The 13,732-nt window shown below is 63.1% G+C and carries 11 protein-coding genes; 3 read left to right on the top strand and 8 right to left on the bottom strand.

What is annotated here, in order from left to right; all coding sequences use genetic code 11:
- Positions 1–3: 3 nt before the first annotated feature.
- Genes AC1U7K_RS13830 through AC1U7K_RS13820 form a run of 3 tightly spaced genes read right to left on the bottom strand, consistent with a single transcriptional unit; the run spans position 4 to position 3,006 of the window.
- The gene (locus tag AC1U7K_RS13830; RefSeq protein ID WP_480252017.1) at positions 4–2,064 is read right to left on the bottom strand and encodes a heavy metal translocating P-type ATPase; all 2,061 of its coding nucleotides are present in this window, start codon (positions 2,062–2,064) and stop codon (positions 4–6) included.
- A 58-nt stretch (positions 2,065–2,122) separates the two neighbouring features.
- Positions 2,123–2,680, bottom strand: a complete 558-nt coding sequence (locus AC1U7K_RS13825) for an HMA2 domain-containing protein (protein WP_480252015.1) — start codon at positions 2,678–2,680, stop codon at positions 2,123–2,125.
- Positions 2,677–3,006 carry a DUF5132 domain-containing protein gene (locus AC1U7K_RS13820; protein WP_480252014.1) on the bottom strand — a complete coding sequence of 110 codons (330 nt, stop codon included), beginning with the start codon at positions 3,004–3,006 and terminating at the stop codon, positions 2,677–2,679. The genes AC1U7K_RS13825 and AC1U7K_RS13820 overlap by 4 nt, the downstream gene beginning before the upstream one ends.
- A 290-nt stretch (positions 3,007–3,296) precedes the next feature.
- Between AC1U7K_RS13820 and AC1U7K_RS13815 the strand changes: the two genes are divergently transcribed.
- The 3 genes from AC1U7K_RS13815 (at position 3,297) to AC1U7K_RS13805 (ending at position 8,633) form a co-directional block, all read left to right on the top strand.
- On the top strand, positions 3,297–4,466 hold the full coding sequence (locus AC1U7K_RS13815; protein WP_480252013.1) for an efflux RND transporter periplasmic adaptor subunit: 1,170 nt from the start codon (positions 3,297–3,299) through the stop codon (positions 4,464–4,466).
- A complete protein-coding gene (locus tag AC1U7K_RS13810) occupies positions 4,402–7,653 on the top strand; it encodes an efflux RND transporter permease subunit (protein ID WP_480252012.1) in 3,252 nt (1,083 codons plus the stop codon). Before AC1U7K_RS13815 ends, AC1U7K_RS13810 begins: the two co-directional genes overlap by 65 nt.
- 80 nt (positions 7,654–7,733) lie before the next feature.
- Entirely contained in the window at positions 7,734–8,633 is a 900-nt protein-coding gene (locus AC1U7K_RS13805) for a YihY/virulence factor BrkB family protein (protein ID WP_480252011.1), read from the top strand.
- A gap of 117 nt (positions 8,634–8,750) precedes the next feature.
- Here the strand turns inward: AC1U7K_RS13805 and AC1U7K_RS13800 are convergent, their stop codons facing one another.
- From AC1U7K_RS13800 to AC1U7K_RS13780, 5 genes are all read right to left on the bottom strand, one after another.
- Positions 8,751–9,137: a hypothetical protein gene (locus tag AC1U7K_RS13800; protein ID WP_480252010.1), complete on the bottom strand. Its 387-nt coding sequence runs from the start codon at positions 9,135–9,137 to the stop codon at positions 8,751–8,753.
- A gap of 113 nt (positions 9,138–9,250) precedes the next feature.
- Positions 9,251–11,509 (bottom strand): amylo-alpha-1,6-glucosidase, encoded by a 2,259-nt coding sequence (locus AC1U7K_RS13795; RefSeq protein ID WP_480252009.1) that lies wholly within the window; start codon positions 11,507–11,509, stop codon positions 9,251–9,253.
- 30 nt (positions 11,510–11,539) lie between these two features.
- Complete coding sequence (locus tag AC1U7K_RS13790) at positions 11,540–12,691, bottom strand: enolase C-terminal domain-like protein (protein ID WP_480252008.1); 1,152 nt, start codon at positions 12,689–12,691, stop codon at positions 11,540–11,542.
- A 47-nt stretch (positions 12,692–12,738) separates the two neighbouring features.
- On the bottom strand, positions 12,739–13,110 hold the full coding sequence (locus tag AC1U7K_RS13785; RefSeq protein ID WP_480252007.1) for a sensory rhodopsin transducer: 372 nt from the start codon (positions 13,108–13,110) through the stop codon (positions 12,739–12,741).
- 269 nt (positions 13,111–13,379) lie between these two features.
- On the bottom strand, positions 13,380–13,682 hold the full coding sequence (locus AC1U7K_RS13780; protein WP_480252006.1) for an integration host factor subunit beta: 303 nt from the start codon (positions 13,680–13,682) through the stop codon (positions 13,380–13,382).
- Between the last annotated feature and the right edge of the window lie 50 nt (positions 13,683–13,732).

The raw sequence follows: 13,732 nt of genomic DNA, 5'->3' as shown, positions 1-13,732 counted from the left end.
CGATTATGGTTTCAACAACGGGCGGAGCGCATTGCCGGCGGCGATGATCGTGGAGCCGTTGCTGATGAGGGTGGCGCCGGCGGGGCCGAGGACGCCCGCGAACGCGAGCGCCAACGCGACCGTGTTCGGGACCGCGATCAGCGTCCAATTCTGTTTGACGAGCGCCACGGCCTCGTGCGCGATGTCGAACGCCAGGGGAATTTTCCACAGGCCGCCGCGGAGCAGAACCACATCCGCCGTCTCGCGCGCAATGTCGGCGCCGCCGTTCACCGCGATCCCGACATTCGCTTGAGCGAGTGCCGGCGAATCGTTGATGCCGTCCCCGATGACGGCGACCTTGTGCCCGGCCTGTTGCCACCGCTTGACGATCTCGACCTTTTGCTCGGGAAAGAGGTCGGCCGCGTAGGCCGTGATGCCGAGGGAGGCGGCGACCGAGGCGGCCACGGCGGGATGATCCCCCGTCAGCATGACCACGTGACGCGCATGTCGGCGTAGGGCACAAACCACGTCGCGCGCTTCCTGTCGGAGCGGATCGGCATAGGCGAGCACGCCGATCAGTTCGCGATCGACGGCGACGCAGATCGCCGATGCGGCCTGCCGGCCGATGCGTTGAAGGTCGGGCTGCGCGCACGCGAGCGAGATGCCGCGCGAGGCCATGAATCGTTCATTGCCGACGTCCACCGCGTACCCGTTGACCTGCGCGTGCACGCCGAGTCCGACATAAAAATGGGAATCGGCCCGCTCGGGGATCGACAACCCCTTCTGGACTGCCGTCCGCACGATCGCCTCGGCCAGCGGATGCGTGAGCCGGCGCTCGGCGGACGCCGCGAGGCGCAAACAGTCGTCGGTGTGAAACGCCGGGTGGTACGCCTGCGCATCGACAATGTCGGGCCGTCCGGCGGTCAATGTCCCGGTCTTGTCGAACATCACCGTGTCGACTTCCGCGAGACGCTCAAATGCCCGGCCGCCCTTGAACAGAATCCCGCGGCCCGCGGCTTTCGTCATCGCGGCCAACACGGTCGTCGGGGCTGCCACGCGGATGCCGGTGCCGTAGTCGATGATGAGCAGCGAGGAGGCACGGTTGAGATCCGACCACAGGACGCCGGCGGCGACCGCGGAGCCAAAACTAAACGGCACGAGGCTGTTGGCCCACTGTTCGGCATAATTTTGCATCCGCGTGTCGCGTGTCGGAGCGTCTTCGATCAGCCGAACGATTTTCGCGGCCTCCGTCCCTTCCCCGATCCGTTCTGCCCGGATGTAGAGCTTTCCCTCGCGCAAGACGGTCGAGGCGAACACCGGGTCTCCGTCAGAGACGGCGATCGGCATGGATTCGCCCGTCAAGCTCTGTTGATCGACCCACGCCGATCCTGAAATGACGGTGCCGTCCACTGGAATCCGTTCGCCGGGGTAGACGACGACGATGTCGCCCGCCGTCAGCGTCGTCACCGGCACACGGCTCTTGACCTCGCCCCGCAGCACCCACGCCTCGATGGGGGCGATGTCGAGCATCGAACTGAGCGCCCGCCGGGAGCGAGCCATCGTCGCGTTGCGGATGAAATCGGCGAGGTTGACGAGCCAGACCATGAACACCGCGGTCGAGAGTCGGGACTGCACGATCAGGACGCCGACCGCGCTCGCATCGAGGACGTCCACGGTCAAGACGCCCCGCCTCGTCAACGCTTCGAACGCTCGACTCAACATGGGAATCGCACTGCCGGCAAAGAGCCACGGCATCAGCAGTCCGCCGAGGGAAGAGCCGAGGTAGCCGAGTAGCAGCGTGCCGGTGGAAAGAATCAACTCGAAGCCAGAATGACCGCTCGCTTCATCCGCCGGTTTCGGCAGGCCGGGTTTTCGGGCCGTATATTCCGTCAACGTCGAATCAGGGAGGGACGAAAGAAGGGCGCACAATCGGGCCGCCGTCCACTGCGTCGGATCGAATGCCACGATGGCCGACCGGCACAGCGGATTGACCCGGACCGCCGCGATTCCCGGCTGATCGGTGAGAAAACCGGTCAATCGACGCGCGCGCTCTTCGTCCACGACTTCGTGGATTCGGAGCCGCACTCGCGACGGCAGCGCGTGAACTATCGTGCAAGACAGCGGCATCGACCGGAAGGTCCGCTCACGTCGCGGCGTCGTTCTGGGACTCGGGCTTGTTCAGCGTGAAGTACGCCCCAAAGGCGAACCAAAAAAATTCGTACCATTTGGGGAACGCCAACTTCTCCTCACCCATCACGCTTCGAACCCCGAGGACGAGCAGCACGACCGGAAAGATGAATTTGAGATCGACTCGACCGCCGGTCACGTCGGCAAAGACGCGATTCAGACCTTGCCACGCGCCTTCAAAGGTTCGCCGCACGTCCATCGACCCGTCCGGAGAGGCGCCAAATGCTTGGAGCCACTCTTCGAGTTCTTTGGGTTCGATGTCGGCGGCGGAGAGCCCGAAGGCGGCGGCGAGTTTCAGCAGAAATTCGACGGATCGTAATGCCGACGGCTCGTAATGAACGGTGACGCTCCCCGTCGTGGGATTGGCTTCGGCCTGATGGACGCCGTGGATGGTGGCCAGCCGGCGAGCGACCTCATGTGCGTGCTCGGGTCGCCGTTTGAACCGGTGCGCGCGCACCCGGATGCGACCGGGGAGGGCGTGGGCGAGATGAAGGTCTGAGAATCGTGCGCTCACGTGGAGGTCTTGTTTGCCTCTTGATGCGCGCCGGCCGGCGTAATGATCGGACTTTCGCGCTGACCCTGTCCGCCCTCCATCGCGTGGTGTTCGGCGTCCATTTCAGAGCGAACCTCAGCGATCAGGTCACTCATGTCCTCGCCCGCTTCCGCCACCAGCTCGCGAGCTTTGTCGTACGCCAAGATGCCCCCGCGCAGCACACTCTTTGCCAATGGGCGGATGCCGGATCCGAGGGCGGGAAGGACAGCGGGCGCGACGAGTGCCGCGCCGATGCCGACAAGCGCGCTCGATAACCAGGACTTCGGTAGCTCATCGAAGAGGGCCATGAATGCCTCCTCTGTTCGTGACAGGCGTAGTAAAGATTGGAATTCCTCTCCCTGAGAGATAACGGAAGCGCAGGCGTTGTACTATCGGAAAGCTGGATGTGCCACCGTCCGTAGAATCCGTACCCTGTCGCACGCGTGTAGACTACGAAGTCGTAATTAGTCCGCTGCGAGCACCGGCTCGCGCGCTGCTCCACAGTTCTCCCTGCTAAATCGCGGGTATGCCGGAGGATGTCGACGTACGTTCTTGCCCTGATTGATCAATTCTCTCTAATGGCGCAGAATGCCGCGGTATGAATCAGCCCTACGTGAATTCTCCTCCCTCCTCTTCCTCGTCGGGCTCCGATGCACGGCGTGATAGGTCGTCCCGCCGGTTGTGGGTCGTCAGTGTGGTATTAGCCGTACTGGCCACGACCGTGCTTGCGGTCTATAGCTGGACGGGCAAAGCGACCGGTCTTCCAGGGCCGGCTGACGCGCCGCCGGCAGCCATCGCGGTCGAGCTTGCGACGGTCACGAGCGGGACGGTCGCCGAAGCCGTGCGAGCGGTCGGCACGTTGGAGGCCAACGAATCGGTCATGATTCGCCCCGAGATCGCCGGCCTGATCACGAACGTTCGCTTCATCGAAGGGCAGGCGGTCGAGAAAGGCACCGTGCTGATCGAGTTGGACGATGCCGAGGTGCAGGCACATCTCGCCGAAGCCACCGCTCAGTTGAAAATCGCGCGGGTGACCTACGACCGGATGAAGCAGTTGATGGGGAACCAAAATCCATTCGTGTCACAACAGCAGATCGATCAAGCGGTGACGACGCTCAATGCCGCGGAAGCGAATTATGCGCTGTATCAGACGAAGCTCCTGAAGACGCGGATCCGGGCGCCCTTCTCGGGTTTTATCGGGATTCGCCGCGTCTCTCCCGGCGACTACGTGCAGCCCGGGCAGGACCTGGTCAACCTGGAGGATATTCGCACGCTGAAGATCGACTTCAAAGTTCCTGAGACGTATCTGCATCGCCTTTCCGTGGGGCAACGTGTCGACGTCACGACCGATGCCGATCCGACCGCTCGATTCACGGGTGAGATTTACGTGCTCGATCCGCGCATCGACTCCAGCAGCCGCGCGGTTCGCGTTCGGGCGACGATTCGCAATGTGGCCGGACAGCTTCGCCCGGGACTCTTTGCGAATGTGCACCTCACGCTTGGTGAGCACCCGCACGCCCTCCTGGTGCCGGAGGAGGCCGTGATCCTCCAACGCGATAAAAACTTCGTGTATCGCGTCGAGGAGGATATTGCCCGTTGGACCGAAGTGACCCTTGGCGTCCGGGAACGAGGGCTCGTACAGATCACGAGCGGAGTCCGGGAAGGGGATCACATCGTACGCGTCGGACAACATAAGTTGAAGGATGGAGCTCGGGTGGCGGCGCTGGCGCACCCCGCACCATCACAGCCCCTACGCGCGCAACAGTGATCGTCACTCCTGCGACACGATCGTCCTTCCCCCATCGCCGATTCCTTCCCCGTTCATGAGCATCTCGCAGCTGTCGATTGCCCGACCGGTGCTCGCGACGATCATGACGCTGGCGGTCGTCCTGTTCGGCGTCTTGGCGTTCACCCGCCTCTCGGTCCGGCAATATCCCGACATTTCGGTGCCGATTGTCTCCGTCCGGACCGTCTACACCGGGGCAAGTGCCCGACTCGTGGAAACGGATGTGACCTCCGTGCTGGAGGAGGCGTTGAGCGGAATCGAGAGTGTCAAGACGTTTCGGTCCGTGAGCAGCGAAGAAGTCTCACAGATCACCCTTGAGTTCGAGTTGACCCGCGACCTCGACGGCGCGGCCAGCGACGTCCGAGACCGGGTCACAAGCATCCGTCGGAGTCTTCCAGCCGGGATCGAAGAACCGATCATCTCCAAGGCGAGCGCCGACGCGCAGGCGATCATGTGGCTGGCGCTGTTCAGCGAGCGGTATACCGAGTTGGAATTGACCGATTATGCGGTGCGGTCCATCAAGGACCGACTCGGGTCGATTCCCGGAGTGGCGGCGGTGTGGATCTGGGGCGCGCGCCAGTATGCGATGCGGATCTGGCTAGACGCGGATCGCCTCAGCGCGCGCGCGTTGACGGTTCAAGACGTGGAAGCCGCCCTGCGCGGGCAAAACGTCGCCATCCCTTCGGGCCGCATTGAAAGCGACCGGCTCGAGTTCAGCGTCCGGACGCACGGGGAGTTGCAGACGCCCGAGCAGTTCAACCAGGTCGTGATCGCGACCCGCGACGGCTATCCGATTCGCCTCGAGGACGTCGGCTTTGCGGAAATCGGCGCGGAAGATGACCGCAAGTACGTCCGGGTCAACGGTCGGCCGACCGTCGGGATCGGGATCGTCAAGCAGTCCAAGGCCAATACGCTCGCCGTGGCGGCCGCCGTCAAAGAGATCTATGCCGACCTCGTCCCCACGATCCCGGACGGCATGACGCTCGCGGTGGCCTCGGATCAATCGGTTTACATCGAGCGCGCGATCCGGGAAGTGTACGCCACGATGGCGATCTCGCTTGGGCTCGTCGTGCTTGTCATCTATCTGTTTCTCGGCAGCGCGCGGGCCACCCTGATCCCTGCCGTCGCGATTCCCGCTTCCATCATCGGCGCCTGCACCTTCATGTACGCCTTCGGCTACTCGATCAACATGCTGACGCTGTTGGGCCTCGTGCTCGCGATCGGGCTGGTTGTCGACGACGCGATCGTCATGCTCGAGAACATCCACCGTCGCATCGAAGGCGGACAGTCGCCGATGGCCGCGGCGCGCGAGGGCAGCCGCGAAATCGGCTTTGCGGTCCTGGCCACGACGGTCACGCTCGTGGCCGTCTTCATGCCGCTCTTCTTCTTGCGCGGCGCCACGGTTCGCCTCTTTGCCGAAATGGCTGTCGCGGTGGCCGGCTCGGTGCTCTTGTCCGGCTTTGTCGCGTTGACCCTGACGCCGATGATGAGCGCGCGGCTGTTGAGAGGCCACCGGAACGTCGGCCACGAATGCCGGGACCCTTGGCCGCGCCGCACGCTCAATTCCCTCTCCCAGCGGGCGCTGGCGAACTACCGTCTCGCGTTGGCCGGCGTCATCGAGGCCCGTGGCCTCGCATTAGCCACGAGCCTCATCTTGGTGATCGGCGGCGCCTGGCTGTACCGGGCTCTGCCGGCCGAACTGGCCCCCGTCGAAGACAGTGGGGCGTTCATGGTGTCGATGACCGCCCCCGAAGGCGCCACCATTCGCTACACCGACCACTACGTACGCCAACTCGAAGCGCTCTTCGCGACCGTGCCCGAGATCCGGACCTACTTCACCTGGGTCGCAACCGGTACGCGACCGACCCGTGTGACGCGCGCCGGAACGTGGGTGACGTTGACGGATTGGGACGATCGGCCGCGATCGCAACAGGATATCGTGGCCGACTTGGCGCCCGGCATCGCGACGATCCCCGGCATTCAAGCGTTTCCGGTTCATCCACCGGCCTTCGAGCAGGCGGGGACCAAGGCACCCGTGCAACTCATCCTCGGCGCCGCGTCGTATGAGGAATTGGAGCGCGCGGCAGGCACCATGGTGGATCGGTTGAAGGCGTATCCGGGAGTCGTCAACGTACAGAACGATTTGGAACTCAGCAAACCCGAGTTGGATGTGTACGTGCACCGGAATAAGGCGGCCGATCTCGGCATCTCCATCGCCGACATCGGGCGGACGTTGGAGACCTTGCTGGGCGGCCGGGTCGTGACGACGTTCACGCAAGGAGGGCGGGAGCACCCGGTGGTCGTGAAAATGGCCGATCGGGACCGTGCGAAGCCGTCGGACATTGGGGCCTTGTACGTGCGCAGCGAACGCGGCGCGCTCGTGCAGCTCAACAATGTGGTCACCGTCGATGAGACCGGAGTCCCGACCGAACTCATCCATCACGACCGTATGCGGGCCGCCACCATTACGGCCGGTATGGCGAGCGGGTACACGCTGGGCGAGGTGCTGAGCCACATCGAGGCCCTCGCGCGCGAGTCACTGCCGCTGTCCGTGCGGATCGCGTACAGCGGCGAGGCGAAAGAGTTCAAGCAAGCCAGCGGCGCGCTCTTGACGACGTTCTTCCTCGCGTTTCTGGTGATCTATCTTGTGCTCGCGGCGCAATTTGAGAGTTTTCTCCATCCGTTCACGATCCTGTTCGCCGTGCCGCCGGCCGTCACCGGTGCGCTGCTGACGTTGCTGATTCTGCACGGCACGGTGAACGTCTACAGCGAGATTGGCCTGATCATGCTGCTGGGCTTGGCGACGAAGAACGCGATTCTCATCGTGGACGTCGCCAACCAGTTACAGGCCGAGGGATTCGATGTGATGAGCGCGACCATCGAAGCAGCGGTGCGCCGGGCGCGGCCGATCCTCATGACGACGCTCGCGACGATTTTGGGCGCCGTGCCGCTCGCCATGGCCACGGGAGCGGGGTCGGCCGGGCGGCGGCAGATCGGCTATGTCATCGTCGGTGGGATGCTGGTCTCGACGATCTTGACGCTGTTCATCGTCCCGGCCATCCATGCGCTTGTTGCCGAACGATGGTCCCTTGGCTCCCGCCACACTGTCGATTCCGGGGATCGCGCCTCGCCAGCCCCCGAGCCGGCCTATGCCGCCAAGCACCTCTAGCCTGCTACCCCGGTCTCGCCTGACAGGATCCTTCACTGGTTCCGATACTGCTTTTCTCCGGCCCACGCTACTGTGAACGCATGCAATGGCGGCGGTGGTGGCACCTTCTCAAGGAGACCGGGCAACAGTGGAGTGCCGACCGTGTCCCACGGCTTGGGGCGGCACTGGCCTACTACACGGTCTTCTCGATTGTGCCGCTGCTCGTCATGATCATCGCCGTGATCGGGCTGGTGTTCGGCGAAGAAGCCGCGCGAGGCTACATCATCGAACAAATCGCTGCCCTGGTCGGACCGCAAAGCGCCGCGACCATCCAGGATATGCTCGCCCGCGCACAGCAGCCGTCGACCGGGGTGGTGGCTACGACCATTGCGATCGCCACGCTGCTCCTCGGTGCCTCGGGCTTCTACGGTCAACTGCAAGATTCACTCAACGCAATCTGGGGCGTCGAGCCGAAGCCGGGGATTGGCCTGATGAAAATGCTGAAGGATCGCTTCGTCTCATTTCTCGCGGTCCTCGGCACCGGGTTTCTCCTGCTGGTGTCGCTCGTCATCAGCGCTGCGCTGGCGGTCCTCGGCAAATGGTTCCAAGGCTGGTTGCCGGTGCCCGAAGCGGTCCTGCACGTCGTCAATTTTGTCGTCTCGTTGGCGGTGATCACCGCGCTCTTCGCCATGATCTTCAAGCTGCTGCCGGATGCGAAGGTCGCGTGGAAAGACGTCTGGGTAGGTGCGGCGCTGACCGCCATCCTGTTCACGATCGGAAAATTCCTGATCGGCCTCTATCTCGGCAAGAGCAACGTGGCGTCGGCCTATGGCGCCGCCGGCTCACTCGTGCTCATCCTTGTCTGGGTGTACTACTCCACGCAGATCCTCCTGTTCGGTGCGGAATTCACCGCAGTCTACGCGAATCGCGCGGGATCACGAATCGTTCCAGCCGAGGATGCCGTGCCCGCCAAGCCGACCGTCAGTCAGCGCGCCGGTTGAGCTTCCGTTCAGTTGTCATGCGCATCGCCCGCGATCCCTGCTCGCGCAGCGACTCCGCTTCCGGTGATGGGATACCGCGACCGGCTGGTATCTGGCGCGCCATGGCCGGCAGGTCGGTCAACCGGCGGTCTCTGTCGCGCCAAGACCAGGCTGAGGGATAGGCCAATCACCGTCCTTCACGATCATATCGAAGGGGCGGTGACGCCCGACCACTTCCACGGCGCGATCAGCCAGCCGATCGTCGCTCTTGACGGTGACGGCATACCCGCCGTCTTGTACCGGTTCGGCGTGATAGGCATCCGGTTCGGCGAGTCCTAGGCCCAACGCCCGTTTCACGTCGGCCGCCAGCGTTGCGTCGGTCTCGGGCGACGGCGTCGTCTTGCCCGTCGGTTCCTGATTTTTGAGCAACATCACATGGTCGCGTGCGACCCCGATATCGACCACTTCGTCGATCACCTCTTGTGCGGTTCCTTTCTCATGGAACAAGGCCACGATTGTTTTCATCGCATCCTCCTCGCACTCACTCTCCTGAGTCTAGGCAATGCGGGACGGTCGGCATAGTGGGCGGCCGGGCGATCGGGCGTCGGCGGTTGAAGGGCGAGTTGGGCAAACTTTCATCACACCGATGGAGGATGAGCGGAGTCGATGTGGATGTCCAGCGAGCCATGAATCGTTGATGCGTCGACGTGGACGGTCCCGTCCGGCCCGCGCTGGAATCGCAGATCAAGGGTGGCCGTGCCGACCCGGAGATTGCGCAGCGTCAGGTGCTCGATGAATGCCGGCAAAGACGGTCGGACGATTCGCAGTCTTTGTTCGAAGGCTTCGGGGACGAGGCCGAGCGCGGTCTCGACGAGATAGGGGACAGCCCCAGCGGCCCATGCTTGAGGGTGACACGCAACTGGATAGTGTACCGGCACCCCGTACTCTTCACGGCAAAACCCGGCAAAGACTTCCGGGAGGCGATAGTGTTCGAACTCCATCGCGGCCTCCAGCATCCCGGTGAAAATCCGTGCGGCGTGCTCGTCATAGCCGTATCGTCGGAAGCCGGCGGCGATGATCGAATTGTCGTGCGGCCATACCGTCCCCAAATGGTAGCCGATCGGATTGTACCGCCGTTCGGTGGAGGCGAGGGTCCGAATGCCCCAGCCGCTGAACATATCCGGTTCCATCAGCCGGTCCGCCGTCTGGCGCGCCTGCGCGTCGTCGGCGAGACCCGCCCACAGGACGTGGCCGGCGTTGGAGGAGACGACCGCACACAACCGTCCGCGTGCTTCCCGTGCTAACGCGAAACATCCGCGATCCGCCATCCAGTAATCCTCGGTGAACCGTTCACGAAGGAGGCGCGCGGTGGTGAGCAAGCGCTCGGCTCGTGCTTCATCCCTCCTTCGGCGGTAGAGATCGGCAACGAGGATCTTCGCCATGTACGCGTACCCCTGCACCTCAACGAGCGCGATGGGCGGTTCGCCAAGGCTGCCGTCTCGGTTGACGATCGCATTGCCGGAATCCTTCCAGCCCTGATTGACGAGGCCCTTCTCGGAGCTGCTCTTGTAGTCGAGGTAGCCATCGCGATCGGAGTCCGCATACCGTTCCATCCAGTCGAGCGCTTGTTCCACGGACGGGCGGAGCTCGTCGAAGAGCGCCAGTGACCCGGTCCACGCGGCGTGGCGGGCCAGGAGGATCAGAAAAAGCAGCGTCGCGTCAATCGACCCATAGTACGGGGTTTGAGGAATCTCATTGAGCCGTGCCATTTCGCCCACCCGCAGCTCATGCAGAATCTTTCCCGGCTGCTCGTCTCGCCAGCCGTCCGTCTTCTGTCCCTGGTAGCGGGCCAGGATGCGGAGCGTCCCTTCGGCGATCGCTGGATGAAAGGCCAGCGTTTGAAGTGACGTGATCAGACTGTCGCGTCCGAACAGCGTCACGAACCAGGGAACGCCAGCAGAAAAGTAGGGTTGCCCGTCCAGACGGCTCTTCAGCACGTGCAAGTCTAACAACGAACGATGGACGACGCGGTTCAGCAGCAACGCATTGCTCTCCAGCTGCGTTTGCTGATCGAGCCAATAGCGCGAGGCGCGCTCGAGATCCGAGACGATGATCGTAAGATCCGAGGGGCGATGCTCCTGAGGGAAGGCCGCCTGCCGATCGTCCGTTTCCGTTACGATGAGCGATATGAAGAGGTCGTGGCGCTCCTCGGCGTTAAGGAGGGTCTGAAAAGCGGCCGTCGTCCCACGCCGGGTGAAGGGCGGCGACGCAAATCGCACCGTCAGGCTCCGATACAGACCGTCCGCTCCTTCATAGAGAAACCACAAGTGACCGTTTCGCCATGACGGCGCCAGCAGGGTCCCGAACTTGTCGGGGACCATCCCGCGAATCGCGAAGAGATCCTCGAAGGCGGCGCCGAAAGTGAGCGCGATTGGAATCTCGACCGGTTGGGCGCCGAAGTTCTGCAGCGAGATTTTGTCATACAGCGTGCACTGATCGGCGTCGAGAATGCGCTCCCACGTGATGCCGAGCGTCTCCTTTTCGATCAATCCGCGAGGCGTATGAACGTCTGGCGTTGTCAGTTGAAATGCCGCCCGCGACCCCGCCGCAGCGGTCGCGGCCAAGGATTCGGGATGAACGTCGCCGATGAGCATCTCGTAGCCGTTCAGGTACCGACAGTCGTGGTAGTAGAGACCGAAGCCATGCCGGCCGTGCAGCGGGATTTCTCCGTTCCGCGGCGCGAGAAAGAACAGGTTGCCGTGTTTCGCGACGACGGCTGCCGCGATACTGCCGGCGATCGACGGCATGCCTTGCGTGAGGACGCGCTGTCGACGGTGATGCTGTTCCTCCGGCGAGATGTGATGAGGGGCAGAGCGGCGGGGGCGGGCCGTGGTCATCGCGGAAACTGCGCGGAGGACTGGACAGCGTTACATGGCATAACGTTCGGCGTCGGCCCGCTTCAACTCGAGTCCCAAGCCCGGCCGCGAGAGATCGGGATGCAGACGACCGTCAACGGGATTTACCGCGCCGTCGAACAGCAAATGTTCGACGCGGACGTGGTCATGAAAATATTCGATATGGCGGAGCGGCCCGATGGCGCAGCTGGGATGCACATGCAGCGAGGGCGCGCAATGCGCCGAGAGCGGCAGGGGGCGCGCTTCACACAGGGCCCCGACTTTCAAGAAGCCTGTAATCCCGCCGCACCGGGTCGCATCGGCTTGCAGCACGTCGACGCTCTCGGCCTCCAGTATGCGACGAAAATAGAAGAGGTCATAGCCGTATTCCCCGGCGGCAATCTCCATCGGAGCCGGCGCACGGTCGCGGACCAGTCGTAGCCCGTCGAGATCGTCGGAGGAGACCGGTTCCTCGAACCACATGACCTCGTGGACGGAGTACGCCTCGGCGAACGCCAAGGCCTGCTTTCGGCTATACGCGCCGTTGGCATCCACGAACAATTCGGTTTCCGGGCCGATGATGTCCCGCGCCGCTTTGACGCGATTGAGGTCCTGGTCGGGTTCCCGTCCGACCTTCATCTTCACCCGCGGGATACCGGCTTCGACCCACCCGCCGAGTTGCTCCTGTAGCTGCTTCAGCGAATACGAAGTGAATCCACCGCTACCGTAGATCGGCACGCTGTCCCGCACGATCCCAAGCAAGGTGGCCACGGGCATGTTCAAGAGTTTGGCCTTGAGGTCCCACAGCGCACCATCGACCGCCGAAATGGCGGTTGAGGCGATGCCCGGGCGGCCCATATTGCGCACGGCGTGAAGCATCGCCCACCAACAGTCGGGGACGGCCATCGCATCCCGGCCTTCGACGACGTGGGCGAGCATTTCCTTCACGAGTTGCGCGGCGCCCAAATCGGCATAGGTATAGCCGAGCCCGCGTTGTCCCCCGGCCTCTGCCTCGACGACCACGAGGATCGTATGGTGCCACTCGAGGGTTCCGTCTGATTCCGGCCCGTCGGTGGGGATCAGATAGGCGGACACGTGCAGCCGTTCAATCGGCGTATCGACGCGTGCGGGGCGCACTCCGGTGCCACGATGAATTTGCTGAACGCTATGTGCTAAAGCCGACATGACTCCTTTCCTTGGGCCTGAGGCTCACCCTACAGTGCGGGCCGCAATCAATCGGCGTAGGCAATCGTCGTGATCAAGGCGTTTTCGGCTTGCCGTGAGTCGAGGCGCGTATGCTGCACGACGATCGGGACATCGGACTCGATCACGCTCGCATAATCGGTATCGCGCGGCACGGGTTCCGGGTCTGTGAGATCGTTGAAGCGGACGTGCTTCGTCCGACGCGCCGGCACCGTCACCCGGTATGGGCCGACCGGCTCCCGATCGGAATAGAAGATCGTGATCTCGACATGGGCGTCGCGGTCCGAAGCATTCAACAGGCACGCCGTCTCGTGGCTCGTAAACTGCGGCTCCGGACCATGGCTGTAAGCTGGGATGTAGCCCTCGGCAATGGCCCATCTCGTATGGCCAACGGCTTTCATAGGCGTCCCTTCCCGATTGTCACTACAGGCATGTTGGCGCACCGGGGTCGGATCGTGTATCAGCCCGGAATGAGGAAGAGGGTAGGAGCGTCACTGTTGAGCGGCGGCTGTGCGCGGTGTGCGAACGTGAGCGCACACATCGGAATGACCGGCGTCAATGACAGGGTGGATCCGAGAAGGTCGCTCGCGTGGCTACTGGTGGGGAGAAAGATACTGCGGCTCAAGTAAAGACAAAGCACGCTGGAAGGACAAACGGCGAACTGATGGCCTTAGCCTTGGCTATTCAGCAGCTCTTTGAGCTCTTTGCCGGCCTTGAAGAAAGGGACCTTCTTCGCTGGAACGCTGACTGCCTGACCGGTCTTGGGGTTGCGGCCCTCTTTCGAACGCCGGGAGCGAAGCCGGAAACTGCCGAAGCCTCGAATCTCGACCTTATCGCCCTTGTGGAGGGAGTCACGGATCGTGTCGAACATGAGATTGACGACGCGCTCGGCCTGAGCCTTCGTCAACGTCGTCACTTGGAGGGACACGGCTTCGATTAAGTCCGATTTGGTCATCGTACCTCTCCTAGACAATCCAATGGTGTAGGATGCCACTCCTAAGCGAGAAAGCGGACTTTGTCAAG

Source organism: Nitrospira sp. Vd2, from assembly GCF_979581665.1.
The sequence above is the reverse complement of the archived record's forward strand: the minus strand, read 5'-3'. Positions and strand labels throughout refer to the sequence as shown.